This window comes from Bradyrhizobium sp. IC3123 (assembly GCF_020193625.1).
Classification (GTDB): Bacteria; Pseudomonadota; Alphaproteobacteria; order Rhizobiales; family Xanthobacteraceae; genus Bradyrhizobium; species Bradyrhizobium yuanmingense.
Genome location: NZ_JADYVF010000004.1, coordinates 665,355 through 682,687, shown reverse-complemented (window position 1 = coordinate 682,687; position 17,333 = coordinate 665,355). Strand labels below are relative to the sequence as shown.

The 17,333-nt window shown below is 65.3% G+C and carries 17 protein-coding genes; 8 read left to right on the top strand and 9 right to left on the bottom strand.

What is annotated here, in order from left to right; genetic code table 11:
* Positions 1–47 precede the first annotated feature (47 nt).
* On the top strand, positions 48–515 hold the full coding sequence (locus I6F20_RS17645; protein ID WP_036014717.1) for a PH domain-containing protein: 468 nt from the start codon (positions 48–50) through the stop codon (positions 513–515).
* Positions 516–529: 14 nt separating this feature from the next.
* Entirely contained in the window at positions 530–1,297 is a 768-nt protein-coding gene (gene ubiG / locus I6F20_RS17640; protein ID WP_036026212.1) for a bifunctional 2-polyprenyl-6-hydroxyphenol methylase/3-demethylubiquinol 3-O-methyltransferase UbiG, read from the top strand.
* A gap of 93 nt (positions 1,298–1,390) precedes the next feature.
* On the opposite strand, the gene I6F20_RS17635 is transcribed toward ubiG, so the two are convergent.
* Positions 1,391–2,611 carry a citrate/2-methylcitrate synthase gene (locus tag I6F20_RS17635; protein ID WP_225127146.1) on the bottom strand — a complete coding sequence of 407 codons (1,221 nt, stop codon included), beginning with the start codon at positions 2,609–2,611 and terminating at the stop codon, positions 1,391–1,393.
* A 76-nt stretch (positions 2,612–2,687) separates the two neighbouring features.
* Between I6F20_RS17635 and I6F20_RS17630 the strand changes: the two genes are divergently transcribed.
* Entirely contained in the window at positions 2,688–3,782 is a 1,095-nt protein-coding gene (locus I6F20_RS17630; protein ID WP_225127145.1) for a citrate synthase/methylcitrate synthase, read from the top strand.
* A 113-nt stretch (positions 3,783–3,895) separates the two neighbouring features.
* On the opposite strand, the gene I6F20_RS17625 is transcribed toward I6F20_RS17630, so the two are convergent.
* Positions 3,896–4,525, bottom strand: a complete 630-nt coding sequence (locus I6F20_RS17625) for a J domain-containing protein (protein WP_036014711.1) — start codon at positions 4,523–4,525, stop codon at positions 3,896–3,898.
* Between the two features lie 127 nt (positions 4,526–4,652).
* On the opposite strand from I6F20_RS17625, the gene I6F20_RS17620 reads away from it, so the two are divergent.
* A complete protein-coding gene (locus tag I6F20_RS17620) occupies positions 4,653–4,922 on the top strand; it encodes a BolA family protein (RefSeq protein ID WP_050995968.1) in 270 nt (89 codons plus the stop codon).
* 200 nt (positions 4,923–5,122) lie between these two features.
* Here I6F20_RS17620 and I6F20_RS17615 read toward each other — a convergent pair whose 3' ends face one another.
* From I6F20_RS17615 to I6F20_RS17605, 3 genes are all read right to left on the bottom strand, one after another.
* Positions 5,123–6,475 (bottom strand): hemolysin family protein, encoded by a 1,353-nt coding sequence (locus I6F20_RS17615; protein ID WP_036014704.1) that lies wholly within the window; start codon positions 6,473–6,475, stop codon positions 5,123–5,125.
* Between the two features lie 67 nt (positions 6,476–6,542).
* On the bottom strand, positions 6,543–7,685 hold the full coding sequence (gene aroB, locus I6F20_RS17610; protein ID WP_036014703.1) for a 3-dehydroquinate synthase: 1,143 nt from the start codon (positions 7,683–7,685) through the stop codon (positions 6,543–6,545).
* A complete protein-coding gene (locus I6F20_RS17605) occupies positions 7,682–8,308 on the bottom strand; it encodes a shikimate kinase (RefSeq protein WP_036042618.1) in 627 nt (208 codons plus the stop codon). The genes aroB and I6F20_RS17605 overlap by 4 nt, the downstream gene beginning before the upstream one ends.
* A gap of 174 nt (positions 8,309–8,482) precedes the next feature.
* Between I6F20_RS17605 and I6F20_RS17600 the strand changes: the two genes are divergently transcribed.
* The 4 genes from I6F20_RS17600 to I6F20_RS17585 all read left to right on the top strand — a co-directional run bounded on the left by I6F20_RS17600 (position 8,483) and on the right by I6F20_RS17585 (position 12,863).
* Entirely contained in the window at positions 8,483–8,629 is a 147-nt protein-coding gene (locus I6F20_RS17600) for a hypothetical protein (RefSeq protein WP_036014698.1), read from the top strand.
* A gap of 17 nt (positions 8,630–8,646) precedes the next feature.
* Entirely contained in the window at positions 8,647–9,603 is a 957-nt protein-coding gene (gene xerD / locus I6F20_RS17595; RefSeq protein ID WP_225113633.1) for a site-specific tyrosine recombinase XerD, read from the top strand.
* Between the two features lie 271 nt (positions 9,604–9,874).
* Complete coding sequence (locus tag I6F20_RS17590) at positions 9,875–10,837, top strand: acetyl-CoA carboxylase carboxyltransferase subunit alpha (protein ID WP_036014693.1); 963 nt, start codon at positions 9,875–9,877, stop codon at positions 10,835–10,837.
* 490 nt (positions 10,838–11,327) lie between these two features.
* Positions 11,328–12,863, top strand: coding sequence for a L,D-transpeptidase family protein (locus I6F20_RS17585; protein ID WP_057030185.1), 1,536 nt, complete (start codon positions 11,328–11,330; stop codon positions 12,861–12,863).
* Between the two features lie 20 nt (positions 12,864–12,883).
* On the opposite strand, the gene ligD is transcribed toward I6F20_RS17585, so the two are convergent.
* The 4 genes from ligD to I6F20_RS17565 all read right to left on the bottom strand — a co-directional run bounded on the left by ligD (position 12,884) and on the right by I6F20_RS17565 (position 17,325).
* A complete protein-coding gene (gene ligD, locus I6F20_RS17580; RefSeq protein ID WP_225127144.1) occupies positions 12,884–14,701 on the bottom strand; it encodes a DNA ligase D in 1,818 nt (605 codons plus the stop codon).
* A gap of 111 nt (positions 14,702–14,812) precedes the next feature.
* Entirely contained in the window at positions 14,813–15,508 is a 696-nt protein-coding gene (locus I6F20_RS17575; RefSeq protein ID WP_036014686.1) for a branched-chain amino acid ABC transporter ATP-binding protein, read from the bottom strand.
* The gene (locus tag I6F20_RS17570) at positions 15,501–16,232 is read right to left on the bottom strand and encodes an ABC transporter ATP-binding protein (protein WP_225127143.1); all 732 of its coding nucleotides are present in this window, start codon (positions 16,230–16,232) and stop codon (positions 15,501–15,503) included. Before I6F20_RS17570 ends, I6F20_RS17575 begins: the two co-directional genes overlap by 8 nt.
* Positions 16,222–17,325 carry a branched-chain amino acid ABC transporter permease gene (locus I6F20_RS17565; protein WP_225127142.1) on the bottom strand — a complete coding sequence of 368 codons (1,104 nt, stop codon included), beginning with the start codon at positions 17,323–17,325 and terminating at the stop codon, positions 16,222–16,224. Before I6F20_RS17565 ends, I6F20_RS17570 begins: the two co-directional genes overlap by 11 nt.
* Between the last annotated feature and the right edge of the window lie 8 nt (positions 17,326–17,333).

The following is a 17,333-nucleotide window of genomic DNA, read 5'->3' as shown; positions in this document are numbered from 1 at the left end:
AGCGGGTTCCTGCGGGGGCAGGGTGGGGTAGTGGGTTAAGCTAGATCATGGCGCGTTACATCGACGAGATCCTGCAGCCCGGCGAGCGCGTGCTGTATTCGACCAATGCGCACTGGATCTTCTACTTTCCGGCCATCGTGGCCTGGATCGCGGCGCTGGCCCTGCTCATCCTGTCGCGGCAGGCGACCGTCGACTGGCTCGTTCTGCTTTGCCTCGGGGCCGCGGGTCTCGCGGCTCTGGCGGCCCTGTATTGGACCGTGAAGGGCTGGTTCCATCGTTTCACCACCGAGACCGACGTCACCAACCTCAGGGTCGTGCACAAGACCGGCTTCATCAAGCGCCGAACCTTCGAGATGGCGCTGGACAAGGTCGAGAGCGTCGATGTCGACCAGACCATTCTTGGACGTATTCTCAACTACGGCGACGTGACGATTCGCGGCGTCGGCGAGGGTATCGAGACGATCAAGACCATCGCCTCGCCGCTCGCCTTCCGTAGTTCGATCACCACGCGGTAGGACCGCGCCCAACCATGAGCATGCAGCAAAATACTTCTCTTTCCGCCCAGCTCGGCTCGAGCGTCGACGCCGCCGAGATCGCGAAATTCTCGAAACTCTCGGCGGAATGGTGGGATCCCAAGGGCAAGATGGCGCCGCTGCACCGGATCAACCCGTTGCGGCTCGGCTATATCCGCGACGCCGCCTGCCGCAAGTTCGAGCGCAACGTGCGCAGCCTCAATTGTCTTGGGTCCTTGCGCGTGCTCGACATCGGCTGCGGCGCCGGCCTGCTCTGCGAGCCGCTGTCGCGCCTCGGAGCGCAGGTCATCGGCATCGATCCCTCCGCGAGCAACATCGCGGCGGCGAAGCTGCACGCCGACAAGAGCCATCTGGCGATCGACTATCGCTGCACCACGGTGGAGGAGATCGACCCGCGCGAGCGCTTCGACATCGTGCTGGCGATGGAGGTGGTCGAGCACGTCACCGACGTCGGCATGTTCCTGAAGCGCTGCGCCGCGATGCTGAAGCCGAACGGCCTGATGGTGGTCTCGACGCTGAACCGCAACTGGAAGAGCTTTGCCCTCGCCATCGTCGGTGCCGAATACGTCCTGCGCTGGCTACCGCGCGGCACGCATGAGTGGAACAAGTTCGTCACGCCCGACGAACTGACGAAATACCTGCTCGACAACCGTCTTGTCATCACCGAGCAGACCGGCGTCGTCTACTCGCCCTTCGCCGACAAATGGTCTCTGTCGTCGGATATGGACGTGAACTATATGGTGGTCGCGGAAGCGATGGTGTGAACTGCCCAGGGTGAGTGCGAGCCGTCATTCCAGGAACGCTGTCCTCCTGCGTTCGCAGCGACGACAGCGGAGATTGCCGCACTGACAGAGGTTCTAACCGGCAGCCCCCGCCCTGCGTCCCGGCGCAGGCCCCACATATCTTGCCCTCGGTCTGATCAGCTTGCCGAACTGCAATTGCTCGCTGGCATGCGCGATCCAGCCGACGCTGCGGGCCATCGCGAACAGCGCCAGCTCGCTGCCGGCGGGCAGGCGCAGTGCGTGGACCAGCACGGCGAGCGCGTAGTCGATATTGACGAACTCGCCGGTGGCTTCCGCGATCCGCTCTGGCACTTCCCTGGTGAATTTGCGCGGCGCGCCGGAGCGCGACAGCGCGTTCAGCAGCGACTGCGCGCGGGGGTCGCCGTGCTTGTAGACGCCGTGGCCAAAGCCGGCAAAGCGTTCACCGAGGGCGACACGCTCGCGCACGACAGGCTCGACGTCGCGGTCGACCAGCGTCTTGACGAGCTGTGAGGCCAGGACGCCGGCGCCGCCATGCTTCGGCCCTTTCAACGCGGCGAGCCCGGCGATGACGGAGTCATAAAGGTTGAGGCCGGTCGAGGCAGCGCAGCGCGCGGTGAAGGTCGACGCGTTCAGCTCGTGATCGGCGAGCAGTACCAGCGCGCGGCGGATCAGGTCGGGCGCGTGCTTGTTGTCCGCCGCCCAGGCGCGCGCGACCTGCTGATGCAGCGGCTCGGCCGAGGCGTCCGCATTGAGCATGGTCGCAACCAGCAGGCGGACGATGCGCGCGCCGACCATAGCGCGGCCATCGGGTGCCCGGGTGAAGGCGCGGGGATCGACGCTGGCGGCCAGTGCGAGCACGGCGATGGCGCGGTCGATCGGTGCGGCCCGGCGCGCGGCCTTCGCGATCACGCGCATTTCCTCGGAGAGTTCCGGTTGATTGTCGGGGGCAAACGGATCGACGTCGGCGACATCCCACAGCAGCGTCGCGGCGTGCTCCAGCGTGTCACTGTCGGAAAGATCGACGCAATTGACGCCGCGATAGATGGCGCCCTCCTCGGTGATGGTCGAGATCTCCGTGTCCATCACCGGCAGATCGGCATCGAAGCTGCGCAGGCCGCGTGGCTCCGGCGACGGCACACGGCGCTCCTTCAGCGCCCGAACGTCCTCGGCGCGATAGCGGTTCTTTCGCGAGTCCGGCGTCGGCTCGGAGCGGATCAGGCCGCGGCTGACATAGGCGTAGAGGGTGGCCGGAGAGATCGCGAGCTCGGCGGCGGCTTCCCGAGCGGAGAGGTACAGCCCATCAGAATTTTTCATATTGATTTATGTAATCAAGATTGATCAATGTGTCGAGAGGCCTGACCTTGTTCTCCGTGAACAGGAGATTTGGGTCATGAACATCCACCTCACCAAAAGCCAGATCGGGCTGGACGGCGTTCCCGCGGCCGAGACCGTGCTGAGCCATGTCGACGGCGAGCGCGGCGAGCTCATCATCGCCGGGGAGCACGTCGGGCGGCTCGCCGCCATCTCGAGCTTCGAAGGCGTTACCGCCCGGCTCTGGAATGGCGCCAGCAAGACCACCCTCACCGAAGTCAATGTGCGCTCAAACCTGGGCGTGGCGCGCGAGCGCGCCTTCGCGCGGCTGCCGGACCTGCTGCCGGCGACGCGCGGCATGGGCATCATCGACGGGTTTCGTGCCGCCGTCGCCGGACTTCGCGCCGAGCACGGGCTGGAGCACGAGGCGACGATCGTCGGCGCGTTTCCGGTGATCGCGGGCGCGCTGGTCAGGCGCGCCAAGGGGCTCGAGCCGGTCGCGCCCGATCCTACCGTGAGCCATGCCGCCGACACGCTGCGCATGTTGCACGGCCGTTCGCCTGCAACGCGCGAGGTCACGGCGCTCGACGCCTATCTCGTCACCGCCAGCGACCACGGCATGAACGCATCGACCTTCGCCGCGCGCGTGGTGGCCTCGACGCAGGCCGACCTGTTCGCGGCCGTCACCGCCGGCTATTGCGCGCTGACCGGTCCGCTGCATGGCGGCGCGCCGGAGCCGGTGCTGGAAATGCTGGACGCGATCGGCTCGCGCGAGCGCATTCAGTCCTGGGTCGACGCGGCGCTGGCGCGCGGCGAGCGCATGATGGGTTTCGGTCACCGCGTCTATCGCGTCCGCGATCCGCGCGCCGACGTGCTCAAGACCGCGGTCGAGGCGCTTGCGTCCAATGGCACCGATTTGCCGTTTGCCGGCGAGGTCGAGGCTTATATCCGCAGCGCCTTGCGCAAGAAGAATCCGGAGCGGCCGCTGGAGACGAACGTCGAGTTCTTCACCGCGATCCTGCTCGATGCGCTGGCGATTCCGCGGCAGGCGTTCACGCCGATCTTCGCGATCGCGCGCAGCGCGGGCTGGACCGCGCATGCCCGCGAGCAGCAGCGGACGGGGCGGTTGATCAGGCCGAGCTCGTCATATGTCGGGGCGATGCCGCAGGCGTAGGGAATGCGTAGCCCGGATGGAGCGAAGCGTAATCCGGGGAAAGTCGTCATTGTGAGAGAAAGGTCCCGGATTACGCTTGCGCTCCATCCGGGCTACGAAAGCGGGGGAGGCCCCTACGCCTCGCGCACGACCGTCTTCAGATAATTATACGCCTTGATGATCTCGATCAGGCGGTCCTCGGTCGAGCGGTCGCCGCCATTGGCGTCGGGGTGGTGCTGCTTCACCAGCGCCTTGTACTTGGTCTTGACGTCGGCAAGCGTCGCGCTGGGGCCGAGGCCCATGACCTGAAGCGCCTTGCGCTCGGCGTTCATCACTTTGCGCGTCTCGGCCTTGGGCTCCGCTTCGGGGCCCTTGCGCCAGCTGGCGCGGCCGTTGATCTCGCTGAACATGCTGAAAGGATCGGCCGCCATGTCGATCTCTTCCGCGCCCTTCTTGCCGCCATTGGCGCCCATCTTCCAGGTCGGACGGTGACCGGTCAGCGCATCCTTCTGATAGCGCGCGACGGCTTCGGCATTCATGCCGGAAAAGAAATTGTAGTTCTGGTTGTACTCGCGCACGTGGTCGAGGCAGAAGTGCCAGTACTCGCGCTGGTTCTCGCGGCCCTTCGGCGCCCGGTGCGAGCCCTTGTTGGCGCAGCCCGCCCATTCGCAATTGACCGCGGTGTCGCGCGGCTTCACTTCCGGCTGCTTGCCCCGCGGCTTCACGCGGATGGAGTCGAAGAATTTTGATGAATCGATCGGCATGGCTGACTTTGACTACGCAATGCAAAAACCTTCAAGTCTTGACATTGCAATTCGCTGAGCACCCGGTCGCGACGAGCTTGGACGTCCGGGTATTGACGGGATGCGAGCGCGCACCTTAATGGCACACATGGCTATGAAAGACACTATCAGCAACAAGTTGCAGGAAGCTTTCACGCCGGAAAGCCTGCAAGTCGTCGACGAGTCACATTTGCATGAGGGCCACGCCGGCCACCGAGCAGGCGGCGAGACGCACTTCCGTGTGTATATCGTGTCTGCCGCCTTCAAAGGGAAGAGCCGGATCGACCGTCATCGCATGATAAATTCAGCGCTCGCCGCGGAACTCGCCGGCAGCGTGCACGCGCTGGCGATCAATGCGCAGGCGCCGGGGGAAGGTTGAATTCTCTGACCCTGCCCTGGAGGGGGAGGGTCGATCGCGCGCAGCGCGAGCGGGGTGGGGTGATCTCTCCACTCGGGTACTGTTGGATGTGGGAAGACCGTCACCCCACCCCGCTACGCATTGCGCTGCTCTTCATGCGTAGCGACCCACGGGCGAGCTACGCTCGTCCCGGACCCCTCCAGGGGAGGGTAAGGGAAAAATTAGAACGACGTCCCGGCCCGTCTCGGCTTTGCCTCTTCGAGCTCGGCCTCGCGCGTCACCGGTGAAATACGGAGCGCGGTGATGCGGTTGCGCTCGCGGCGGAGGACGCGGAAGCGGAAACCGTGGAAGGTGAAGCTCTGGCCGCGGTCGGGGATCGAGCGCGCCTCGTGAATGACGAGACCGGCGACCGTGGTTGCCTCTTCATCGGGCAGATGCCAGTCCATGGCGCGGTTGAGGTCGCGGATCGGCACCGACCCGTCGACCACGACGGAGCCGTCCGGCTGACGGCGCACGCCGGCGACCACCACGTCATGCTCGTCGGAGATGTCGCCGACGATCTCCTCCAGAATGTCTTCCAGCGTCACGAGGCCTTCGACCTCACCATACTCGTCGACGACGAGTGCGAAATGGGTCTTGCGGCGGCGGAACGCCTTGAGCTGCTGGGATATCGGCCGCATCTCCGGCACGAACCAGGGCGGCAGCATGATGGTGGTGACGTCGATGCGCGACGTGTCGCCCTCCGATGCGCGGATCGCGCGCAACAGATCCTTGGCGTGCAGAATGCCGATGATGTTCTCCGACTTGTCCCGCCACAGCGGAATGCGGGTGTATTCGGTGGCCAGCACCTCCCGCACCAGCTCCTCCGGCGGCAGGTCGGCGTTGATCATCACCATGGCCGTGCGGTGGACCATCACGTCAGACACCGTCAGCTCGCCGAGACGGAAGACGTTGTGAATGTACTCGGCCTCGCCGCTCTCGATCTTGCCGTGCACGGCCGATTCCTCGACCAGGCCCTCGATCTCCGAATCCGTCAGGATTTCGTGTTGCGAGAACTCCTGCACCCCCATCAGACGGAGGATCGCGCTCGACGCCGTGTTGAGGCACCAGCTCAGCGGGTAGAACAGGAGGTAGGAAAAATGCAGCGGATAGGCAATCCACTGCGACACTGGCATCGGCTCCCTGATCGCAAGCGTCTTCGGCACCTGCTCGCCGATGACGATGTGCAGCGAAGAGAAGACCAGAAAACCCGCCACGAACGAGGTGAAGTGCAGCGTGGCCTCCGACATTCCGAGCGGGCTGAGGACGGGGCTCAGCAGCGCAGACACCGTCGGCTCACCGATCCAGCCGAGACCGAGCGAGGCCATGGTGATGCCGAGCTGGCAGCAGGCGAGATAGGATTCGATGTTTCCCATCATCGTCTGCAGCAGGCGCGCACCGAAGCGGTTCTGCTCGACCATGGCCTTGACGCGGAAGCCGCGGCTCTTCACCAGCGCAAATTCCGCCGCCACGTAAAACGCGTTGGCGGCGAGCAGGAGGGCCGCAAGCAGCAGATTGATCGAGATCGAACTCATGTTTGCCTCGCGACCGCCCCGGCATTCCCCGCCGTTTCGCGGGCGGCCGATCTGAACGGTCCCGTTATCACTGCGCGAGCTTCTCTTTCAGGAAGTCGCGCACCGGCGCCGGCTCGACGTCCTTTGCGATCACCGCGCGGCCCACGGCCTCCAGTAGGATGAAGGTGAGCTTGCCGCGCTTGACCTTCTTGTCCTGCGCCATCAGCGCCATCAGCGCGTCGGCATCGGCGAGCCCTTCCTGCGCAAAGCCGGCGATGTCCTGCAGGCGCGTCGGCAGGCCTGCCTCGATCAGGTGGCGCTCGATGCGCGCCGCCTCACGCTCGCCGATCATGCCGAGCTTCGCGGAGAACTGCGCTGCCAGCGTCATGCCGATGGCGACGCCCTCGCCGTGGAACAGGCGGTCGGAGAAGCCGGTCACAGCCTCCAGCGCGTGGCCGAAGGTGTGGCCGAGATTGAGCAGCGCGCGCTCGCCGGTCTCGCGCTCGTCGCGCGCGACGATTGCGGCCTTGGCCCGGCAGGAGGTCGCGATCGCATGCTCGCGGGCCGATCCGCCCCTCGAGATGTCGGCATGGTTCTTCTCCAGCCAGCTGAAGAAGGCCTCGTCGCCCAGCACGCCGTATTTGGCGACCTCGGCATAGCCGGCCCGGAACTGGCGCGGCGACAGCGTGTCGAGCACGGCGGTGTCGGCGATGACGAGCACCGGCTGGTGGAAGGCCCCGAGCAGATTCTTGCCCTGCGGCGAGTTGATGCCGGTCTTGCCGCCGACGCTGGAATCGACCTGCGCGAGAAGCGAGGTCGGCACCTGCACGAAATCGACGCCGCGGCGCAGGATCGCCGCGGCAAAGCCGGCGAGATCGCCGACCACGCCGCCGCCGAGCGCGATGACGAGATCGTTGCGCTCGATCTTCGCTGCGATCAGGGCCTCGCTGACCTTTTCGAGCCCGGCATAGGTTTTCGAGATCTCGCCTTCCTCGACGACGATGCGCGAGGTCGGAATACCGCTGGCTGCGAGCGACGCCTCAGTGGGCTCGAGCCAGTATTTCGCGACGGTGCGGTCGGTCACGATGGCCGTGCGCACGCCGGGACGCAGAGCGGCGACACGCTCGCCGAGCGAGGCCAGCACGCCGCGGCCGATGACGATGTCATAGGCGCGGTCACCGAGTGCGACGTCGACCTTGATGGGATCGGAATGTTTCAACGGCGCAGTCATCTTGACGCACTCGCAATGTCGGCAGGCGGTTGGGCTGGCTCTCCGCCGCAGAGACGGGCGTGCAGCGCCTCGATGCATTCCTCGACGATTCTGTCGTGCGGCACGTCGCGCGAGGCGATGGTGAGGTCGGCATTGGCATAGATCGGCTCGCGCTGGGCGAGAAGGCGCGTCACGGTTCCTTCGGGATCGGCGGTCTGAAGCAGCGGACGGTCGGCACGGCGCCGCACGCGGCGCATGATGACGTCATGGTCCGCCCTCAGCCAGATCGAGATGGCCTTCGCCGCGATGCGTGCGCGCGTCTCCTCGCGCATGAAAGCGCCGCCACCGGTCGCCAGCACGATCGGCCCGCCCTCGAGCAGCCGTGCGATCACACGGGCCTCGCCGTCGCGGAAATAGGGCTCGCCATGGGCCGCAAAGATCTCCGGGATGGTCATGCCGGCATGGGCCACCTCGATTTCGGTGTCGGCATCGATGAAGGGCAGCCTGAGCCGGGCCGCGAGGCGGCGGCCGATGGTGGATTTGCCCACCCCCATCATGCCGACGAGCACGATCGAGCGCGCCCCGAGCGCCGACAGGATGTCGGCCTCGGGCGAAGCAGGAAGCGGCAACGCGGCGTCGGACATCGTCTCGCTCGACTGGATCTCGCTCGAACTGCCGCCAGATGCGGCATGGCTTTGGCCACCTATACGACCCCATGGGGGCCCTCGCCAGAGGACTCTTGCCACGAAACGGCGAACATGTTGGATGATTTCATTGGTTAATTTGGCTGCCGCGCCCCGACCCGAGACCCCAGAACGATGCCGAGCCTGTTCCGCTTCCTGACGGTCGTCGCCGTGATCGGCGGCATCGTCTATGGCGCGCTCTTCGCGCTGGCGAACTTCGTCGACCCGAAGCCGCGCGAGATGACGGTGACGATCCCGCCGGACAAGTTTCTCAAGAAATAGGAGCTAGCCTCCCGGGCATGCCCGCCAAACCCTCAGACACCAGGCTCATCGGCCTGTTCCTCGACATGCTCGCCGCGGAACAGGGCGCCGGCCCCAACACGCTCGATGCCTACCGCCGCGACCTCAGCGATTTCTCGGAATTTCTGGGCCGCGTCGGCCATACATTCGTGGATGCCGAGACCCAGACGCTGCGCGACTATCTCGTCGATCTCGACACCCGCGGCTTCAAATCCACCAGTGTGGCCCGCCGGCTGTCCGCGATGCGGCACCTCTACCGTTTCCTGCTGAACGAGCGCATCCGCGGTGACGATCCCGCCGCGATCCTGTCAGGTCCGAAGCGCGGCCGCGGCCTGCCGAAAGTGTTGTCGATCGCCGACGTCGACCGCATGCTCCGCCGCGCCAGGGAATTGAGCGAGGCGGAAGATGCCTCGCCGTCGAAACGGCTGCGTGCCTTGCGGCTCTATTGCCTGCTCGAGGTGCTCTACGCCACGGGCCTGCGCGTCTCCGAGCTGGTGGCGCTGCCGCGCTCGGCGGCCAAGCGCGACGCCCGCATGATCGTGGTGCGCGGCAAGGGCAACAAGGAACGGCTGGTACCGCTCAACGACGCCTCGCGGCAGGCGATGGCGGACTATCTCGCCGCCACGGAAGCGGCAAAGGCCGACAGGAAGAACAGCGTGGCCGCGTCGAAATGGCTGTTCCCCTCGTTCGGCGAGAGCGGACATCTGACGCGCCAGCATTTTGCCCGCGACCTCAAGGAGCTCGCGGTTGCGTCCGGCTTGCAGGCCCGCCTGGTCTCCCCGCACGTGCTGCGCCACGCCTTTGCCAGCCATCTGCTGCACAACGGCGCGGACCTGCGCATCGTGCAGACCCTGCTCGGTCACACCGACATCTCGACCACCCAGATCTATACCCATGTGGTCGAGGAGCGGCTGAAGAGCTTGGTGCGCGACCTGCACCCGCTGGCGGAGAAGTAGTTGCTGCTGGTAGCCCGGATGGAGCGACGCGTAATCCGGGGCCGCCTCCTCGCGGCCAGACCTTCCCGGATTGCGCTGCGCTCCATCCGGGCTACGGGTAAAGGGTGAAACCGCCTTGACTTCGGCCACATCTCCGCGGAAAGAGCCGGGGCCTCACGGCTGATTTGGCCGACTGCACCAGCACACAAGCCAAACCATTGAAGACGCTACACTTCTTTCCGCCGCCCCAACTTGCTTCGCTTCTCGCGCCCCGTCCCCCTATATTGAGTTGATGCTAGACCAGATGCGCAGCTATCTCGACTTCGAAAAGCCCGTCGCCGAGCTCGACTCCAAGGTCGACGAATTGCGCGCGCTCGCCGCCACCGGCACCGACATCAGCGACGAGGTCGGGCGGATCGAGGACAAGGCGGCGCAGGCGCTGGCCGACCTCTATGCGAACCTGACGCCGTGGCAGAAGACGCTTGTGGCGCGGCATCCGCAGCGGCCGCATTTCAACGACTTCATCAAGGGCCTGATCACCGAATTCACCCCGCTCGCCGGCGACCGCAAGTTCGGCGAGGACGAGGCGCTGGTCGCCGGCTTCGGCCGCTTCCGCGGTGAGCCGATCTGCGTGATGGGCCAGGAAAAGGGCGATTCCACCGAGAGCCGCATCCGGCACAATTTCGGCATGGCGCGGCCGGAAGGGTATCGCAAATGCGTGCGGCTGATGGAGATGGCCGAGCGGTTCGGCCTGCCGGTGCTGTCGCTCGCCGATTCGGCCGGCGCCTATCCCGGCATCGGCGCCGAGGAGCGCGGCCAGGCGGAAGCCATCGCGCGCTCGACCGATGCGTGCCTGGCGCTGACCGTGCCCAACGTCGCGATCATCACCGGCGAGGGCATGTCGGGCGGCGCCATCGCCATCACCACCGCCAACAAGGTCCTGATGCTCGAGCACGCGATCTACAGCGTGATCTCGCCGGAGGCGGCGTCCTCGATCCTCTGGCGCGACGGCACCAAGGCGCAGGAAGCCGCCAACAACATGAAGATCACCGCCCAGGATATGCTCCGCTTCGGCGTGATCGACGCCATCCTGAAGGAGCCGGTCGGCGGCGCCCACCGCGACCCCGCCGCCATGATCGCCACCACGGGCGAGGCCATCGCCAAGGCGTTCGACGAGCTCCGGAACTTTGATGGGGATGCCATCCGCAAGCAGCGGCGGCAGAAATTCCTCGATATCGGCCGCAAACTGGGCTGATTCGCCTCGATTCCGCTCTCGTAGGGTGGGCAAAGCGAAGCGTGCCCACCAATCCCGGCTGTACGAACGGCTCGTGGGCACGGCGCTTCGCGCCTTTGCCCACCCTACCAGGCCTTTCGAGCAGCCCCCGGTAACCCCGCCTTAACCCTTTTTTTGCCCAAATCGGCGATCTGAGTCCCCTCGGCCCGAAAGCCCAAGTTCCGTCCCAAGTCGCGTCCATTTAGTCTTCGTTGACCATGCCACTGGGCCAACGCCCTCGTGATCCCCGCTCGGGTTGCGACCACATGACCCAGAGGTTAGAATTTTAATCAATGGCTTCAGGGCATAAGCGCTGGAGCGGGGTCTGACCGGGCCCGTCTCGGCGGGTCGGTTTACCGGTCGGATTGCGCTTCGGAATAATTGGGGTTCGCGCTTCAATGCCCGGCACGGTGTGGGGTCCATCTTGATTTCTCGTTCGCTTGCTCGCGCGCTCTTGGTTTCGGTTGCGCTGATGACGGCCGGCGGTCTGCTCGCCGGCTGCAACACCGATCAGGTCTCGCTTGCGACCAACGCCAAGGCCAATCAGCCGGTGCCGCCGAAGCTGATCGCCGCGATGGCTGAGAAGGACATGGACCTGCAATCGCCGATCCTGGTCCGCCTGTTCAAGCAGGAGGCCGAGCTCGAGGTCTGGAAGCAGACCCGCTCGGGCCAGTTCGCGCTGCTCAAGACCTATCCGATCTGCCGCTGGTCGGGCGATCTCGGCCCCAAGGTGCGCGAAGGCGACCGCCAGGCGCCGGAGGGATTCTACTCGATCAATCCGAGCCAGATGAATCCGCAATCGTCCTATTACCTCTCGTTCAACACCGGCTACCCGAACGCGTTCGACAAGGCGCTGGGCCGCACCGGCTCGCAGCTGATGGTGCATGGCGATTGTTCGTCGCGCGGCTGCTACGCGATGACGGACGAGCAGATCGCGGAGATTTATTCGCTCGGCCGCGAGTCCTTCTTCGGCGGCCAGAAGGCGTTCCAGCTGCAGGCCTATCCGTTCAAGATGACGCCGGTGAACATGGCCAGGCACCGGAACAATCCGAACATGCCGTTCTGGAAGATGATCAAAGAAGGCTATGATCATTTCGAGGTGACGCGGCAGGAGCCGAAGGTCGATTTCTGCGAGAAGAGATACGTGTTCGACGCCGCCAAGCCGGCGGACGCCAAGCGCGATCTGGTGTTCGACGCCTCTGCCAAATGTCCGGCCTATGTGATCCCCGAAGAGATCGCCAGCGCGGTCCGCGAGAAGCAGGCCAAGGACGAAACCGAATACGCAAGGCTCGTCGCCAAGGGCACGCCGGTGGCGCGGATGAACACCGGCATTGACGGCGGCATGCACAAGGTGTTCGCCGCCAAGATTCCAGAAGGCTCGACCGGCCTGTCCGAGAGCGCCGAAGGCACCACGCTGCAGATGCTGGCCATGGCGAAGGCGCCGGGCACGATCCCCGGCCACGTCAACCCGCCCAAGCCGAACCTCGATGCGGTGGCAAGTGCGCCGGCGCCGCGGGAAGAGCCGGTGGTCGCCGTCAGCGCGCCTGCCGCGAGCACCCGCGTTGCCGCGGCGTCGCCCGCTGCGAAGTCTGAAAGCGGCGGCTTCTTCTCCAATCTCGGCCGCAAGATGGGGCTCGGCACCGCCGACACCACCGCGACCGCGACGCCTGCGCCGCAAGCCACCGCGTCCGTGGCCCCGGCCGCCCAGACGTCCACGACGCCGGCCACGGCCGCCTCGCGACTCAAGGCCGCCGTGACCCGCTTCGTGCCGGGACATGACAAGTCCAAGGATTCAGTCAAGGAGGCGGCGAAGGATACGCCGAAGCCGGCCGTAGCAGCCGCCAAGCCGGCCGAGCCGCCGAAGCCCGACACCCGCCTCGCCGCGACGCGTCCGGCGCTGAAGCCATCAGTGAGCGAAGGCGCGGGCGACAGCACCCCGATGATATCAGGCGCCGCGCCGGTGGTGCAGTCGAACTCGTTCGACAGCCGCTTCTCGGCGGTGAAGTAGGCTAGCGCCCGAGCGCGCAATTATCGCTCTTTCCTCCGCACCGCACGGTAGGGACTGTGAATCGTGAACGCGTCGGGCACTATGCCGCTTTCGATCCGCTTCCATGTCACCTGTGCAGCAATGGGAAAGTTCTCGCGTGCCCGCGGCGAGAAGGTGCCGATCGCGGTGGTACCGCGGCCGTTGCGCAAATAGTCGAGAAAAATGCGGCCGCTGCGCCTGGCCTGGGCGGAGAGGACGTAGCGGTCCGGCCGACGCAATGCGAAATCGGCCATGAGGTTGCGGGCCGCCCGGTGCGCCTGATCGTGCAGCATTGGGCGGTCAAGCGGTGCCGTCAGATGAATGCCCTTGCCACCGGTCAGCTTGGGCCAGGTCGCAAACCCCTCACGGCTCATCAGCGCGCGAAGCTCCAGAGCGGTCTCGATCACAGCATGCCATTCGACGCCCTCGCCGGGATCAAGGTCGATCACGATGCGATCGGCGTGCTCGAAATCCTCAACAGTCGAATTCCAGGGATGCAATTCGACTGCGCCGATCTCGACGAGTCCCAGGAAACCGTCAAGGCTGTCCACCCAAAGCCGCGTGCCTTCGCCGCCTTCGCGCTTTCGGATGCGTAGCTGGTGCACCGCTTGCGGAATGTCCTTCGGCAGCGGCCCCTTGTGATAGAACGTCGTGCCGTGCACGTGCCGCACCAGCTTGAGCGGGCGATGTCCTAGATGCAGCAGCGCCTTCTTCCAGACACGCGCCCAGTAATGCGCGAGCTCTTGCTTGGAGGGCACGATCGCATCGGGCAGCAGCTGCAGGATATTCTCTTTGGGAACGCCGAGCTTCGGCCGTCTGACCGATGAAGGCACCAACCGGGGCGCCCTGACCTTCCGCGGCGCAAGATCGTCGCGCAGGCCCTTGAATACGGCTTCACGCAGCAGGCCATCGTCGGTCAGGGCGCCATATTCCACCTCGGCATTCACCACGGGCTCAACCCATGTAGCCTTGGGCTTCTTTACCGGCAGATCGAGCGGAGAATCGCGCCGGATCAGTGGGTCAAGCCGTTCACGCAATTCACGCGCGGTCGCCTCGGTGTATCCGGTGCGGACCTTGCCGGCATAAAGCAGGCGCCCATCCTCGTGATGCCCGACGTAAAGCGAAGCCACCTTGCGCGGGTACGCGCCCAGCTTTTCGACGAATGCGACGATCGGAAACGTCTCGCTCTTCTTACATTTCAGCTTGAGCCAGGCTTCCTGCCGTCCGGAGCGATAAGGTGCGTCCGCGCGCTTGGCGAGCAGCCCTTCGAGGCCAAGCCTGCAAGCATGGCGAAGGATTTGCTCGCCGTCGGCTTCGACGTGCTCGACGTAGATGAAAGTCTCGGGCGCTTCTTTCAGGAGCCGCTGCAGCAGCTGCTTGCGCTCGACAAAGCCGACGCCGCGCAAATCGTATCCGTCAAGATACAATAGATCGAACGCGTGATAGCGAATGCGGCGGCTCTGCTTGGCGCCGAGCTCGCGCCGCAGCTGCTGGAAGTCCGGCCGGCCATTACTGCCGTAGACAACGGCCTCGCCATCAATGATCGCACTCCCGGCTCTGAGCATTCGCGCGCCGGCTGCAATTGACGAGAACTGCTCGGTCCAATCGTATCCGGCGCGCGAATAGACCGTCGCCGCGCCCGCCTGCAGGTGAAGTTGCGCGCGATAGCCGTCGGCTTTTATCTCGAACACCCAGCCGCTGCCTTGCGGCGGGTTCTCGCGTAGCGTGGGATCGCATGGCACGATGTATGATGGAATCGGAATCTTCCGCGCGCCGGCTAGGCGCGATAGTCCCGACTGACGCAACGCAACGGCACACATGCGGGATTCAACGCGGCCCGACAGATTCGTTCCGATCTGAAATAAAATCGATGGGATGCCGCGAAGCTCTTGAACAACCCGAATATTTCGCAGTGCGAGGGGCGCCGCGCGCTAAGGCGCCAGATACCGCATCAGCTCCGGACTGCCTTTCACCTCGCCGGCGTCGCCCTGCAGCGCGACGCGGCCGCGGTCGAGCACATAGGCGTAGTCGGCGACTCGCAAAGCGAGGTCGAGGTGCTGCTCGACGATGATGACGGCGATGCTCTTGGCAAGCTCGATCAGGCGCTCGGTGATCTCCTCGATGACGCCGATCCAGACGCCCTCGGTGGGCTCATCCAGCAGCAGCAGTTTTGGATCCCCGAGCATGGCGCGGCCGATCGCGAGCATCTTGCGCTCGCCGCCGGAAAGCGTGCCGGCGGGCTGGTCGAGGCGCTGGCCGAGCTTTGGGAAGATCGCCAGCACGCGGTCGATGGCGGAGGAATCCTTCTTAGCCAGCGAGCCGACGGCGAGATTGTCGCGCACCGACAGGCGCGCGAACACCGAATGCTCCTGCGGCACGTAGCCGATGCCGGCGCGGACGCGCTCCTGGGTGGCGCGGCGACTGATGTCGCGGCCGTCGAAGGCGACCTCGCCCTTCCATGCCGGCAGCTCGCCGACGATGGTCTTCATCAGCGTGGTCTTGCCGGCGCCGTTGCGGCCGAGCACGGCAACACCGCCGCGCCAGGGAATGCCGAGGCTGACGTCGAACAGGACTTGGCTGCGGCCGTAGCCGGCATCGAGATGCTTGATGTCCAAAAATTCAGGCACGGCGCAGATAGATCTCCTGGACGGATGTGTTGGTCTGGATCTCGGACACCGTGCCTGTTGCCAGCACCTTGCCCTGGTCGAGCACGGTGAGGCGATCGCAGATGTCGCGAATGAAATCGAGGTCGTGCTCGACGATGACCAGCGAGCAATGTTTTTTGATCGGCTGCAGCAGCTCGCCGGTGACGCGGCGCTCTTCCAGGCTCATGCCGCCGGTGGGCTCGTCGAGCAATAGGAGCTTCGGCTTGCCGGCGAGCGCCATCGCGATCTCCAGCCATTGCTGCTGGCCGTGCGACAGCGCAGCGGCCGCATCGAAGGCGCGGTCGGCGAGACGGAACTGCGTCAGCATGGACATGACCTGGTCGTGCAACGCACCGCGCGTGCGCGAGAACACGAGGTCGAACAGCGAGGACTGCGCCTGCAGCGCGAGCAGGATGTTGTCGTAGAGCGTGAGCGACGGCAGCACGGATGTGATCTGGAATTTCAGGCTCATGCCGGCGCGCGCACGTTCGGTCGGCGTGAACGCGGTGATGTCGGTGTTGACGAAGGAGACCTTGCCTTGGGTCGGCACTTCGGCGCCGGCGATGCACTTCATCAGCGTGCTCTTGCCCGAGCCGTTCGGGCCGATCAGGCCGTGAAACTCATTCTCGCCGACCGTGAGGGCTGCGCCGTCGAGCGCGGTGAGCTTGCCGAAGACCTTCTTGATGCCGGCCGCTTCAAGGAGCATTGCGCCTCTCCTTTTGCTTGGCACCAAAGCTGCCGACGCGTTCGCGCTCGCCGAGCACAAAACTGATCAGGCCGAGCGGCCGGAACAGGATCACGAGCAGGAGCAGCAGGCCGAGGATGATCGGCCAGATCTCGCGGTAATTGTCCGAAAGCCAGAAGCTGACGCCCTCGACGATGACAGCGCCGACGACGGCACCGATCAGCGTGCCGGAGCCGCCGAACAGCACATAGAGCACGACCTGGGTCGAAACCACGACGCCCACCATGTTGGGCCAGACGAAGCCTTCGTGGAAGGCATAGAGGCTGCCGGCGAGGCCTGCGACGGCGCCGCCGATGGTGAAGATGATGGCTTTGAGATGCTGCGCCTTGTAGCCGAAGAAGGCGATGCGCTGCTCGTTCTCGCGCAGGCCTGCGAGCGCAAGGCCGAATTGCGAGCGCACCAGGAAGCGGCAGAGCAGATAGACCACGACGAGGATGCCGAGCACGAGATAATAGAACGCTGGGCCTTCCGTGAAGTCGTATGACCCAAGCGACATCGGCGCGATCGAGGGGATGCCGTTCTGGCCGCCGAGATAGTACCAGCCGCGCGCGAGCCGATCGGCGGCGTAGGAGCCGGTCAGCGTGCCGAGCGAGACGAAGATCACGCTGGAGGGATGCCGTCCCAGCAGCAGGAAGCCGCCGAGCAGCAGCGCGAAGGTGAGGCCGATCAGCGTGCCTGCCGGCAACACCAGGAAGATGTTGGTGACGTTCAGGTCACGCGCGAGCAGCGCGACGCCGTAGCCGGCGGAGCCGAAGAACAGGGCCTGGCCAAAGCTCATGATGCCGGCATAGCCCCAGACCAGGTCGAACGACAGTGCAAACAGCGCCAGGATGATGACGCGCGTCGCGAACACCGTGAGATAGTCCTGCAGCACCAGCGGCGCGAGCAGCGCCGCGAGGAGCACGAGGCCCTCGACGATCGGCAGGATTTTTCGTCTTGCCTTGACCTCGTCATTGGCCCGTTTCGCCGCTGCGCCCTCAGCCATCGCACCGTCCATTTCGTCGTCCACGTCGGCGACGATGGCCTCTCTTACCACACTCATCGGCTTCAGCATTCCGAGTT

What these genes read in the sequence shown, in the direction of transcription:
- aroB (WP_036014703.1), bottom strand. Translation starts at nt 7,685, where the DNA reads ATGACTGCGCCGTTGAAACATTCCGATCCCATCAAGGTCGACGTCGCA.
- I6F20_RS17645 (WP_036014717.1), top strand. Translation starts at nt 48, where the DNA reads ATGGCGCGTTACATCGACGAGATCCTGCAGCCCGGCGAGCGCGTGCTG.
- ligD (WP_225127144.1), bottom strand. Translation starts at nt 14,701, where the DNA reads ATGTGTGCCGTTGCGTTGCGTCAGTCGGGACTATCGCGCCTAGCCGGC.
- I6F20_RS17605 (WP_036042618.1), bottom strand. Translation starts at nt 8,308, where the DNA reads ATGTCCGACGCCGCGTTGCCGCTTCCTGCTTCGCCCGAGGCCGACATC.
- I6F20_RS17600 (WP_036014698.1), top strand. Translation starts at nt 8,483, where the DNA reads ATGCCGAGCCTGTTCCGCTTCCTGACGGTCGTCGCCGTGATCGGCGGC.
- xerD (WP_225113633.1), top strand. Translation starts at nt 8,647, where the DNA reads ATGCCCGCCAAACCCTCAGACACCAGGCTCATCGGCCTGTTCCTCGAC.
- ubiG (WP_036026212.1), top strand. Translation starts at nt 530, where the DNA reads ATGAGCATGCAGCAAAATACTTCTCTTTCCGCCCAGCTCGGCTCGAGC.
- I6F20_RS17585 (WP_057030185.1), top strand. Translation starts at nt 11,328, where the DNA reads ATGACGGCCGGCGGTCTGCTCGCCGGCTGCAACACCGATCAGGTCTCG.
- I6F20_RS17615 (WP_036014704.1), bottom strand. Translation starts at nt 6,475, where the DNA reads ATGAGTTCGATCTCGATCAATCTGCTGCTTGCGGCCCTCCTGCTCGCC.
- I6F20_RS17570 (WP_225127143.1), bottom strand. Translation starts at nt 16,232, where the DNA reads ATGCTCCTTGAAGCGGCCGGCATCAAGAAGGTCTTCGGCAAGCTCACC.
- I6F20_RS17630 (WP_225127145.1), top strand. Translation starts at nt 2,688, where the DNA reads ATGAACATCCACCTCACCAAAAGCCAGATCGGGCTGGACGGCGTTCCC.
- I6F20_RS17565 (WP_225127142.1), bottom strand. Translation starts at nt 17,325, where the DNA reads ATGCTGAAGCCGATGAGTGTGGTAAGAGAGGCCATCGTCGCCGACGTG.
- I6F20_RS17625 (WP_036014711.1), bottom strand. Translation starts at nt 4,525, where the DNA reads ATGCCGATCGATTCATCAAAATTCTTCGACTCCATCCGCGTGAAGCCG.
- I6F20_RS17620 (WP_050995968.1), top strand. Translation starts at nt 4,653, where the DNA reads ATGGCTATGAAAGACACTATCAGCAACAAGTTGCAGGAAGCTTTCACG.
- I6F20_RS17590 (WP_036014693.1), top strand. Translation starts at nt 9,875, where the DNA reads ATGCTAGACCAGATGCGCAGCTATCTCGACTTCGAAAAGCCCGTCGCC.
- I6F20_RS17635 (WP_225127146.1), bottom strand. Translation starts at nt 2,611, where the DNA reads ATGAAAAATTCTGATGGGCTGTACCTCTCCGCTCGGGAAGCCGCCGCC.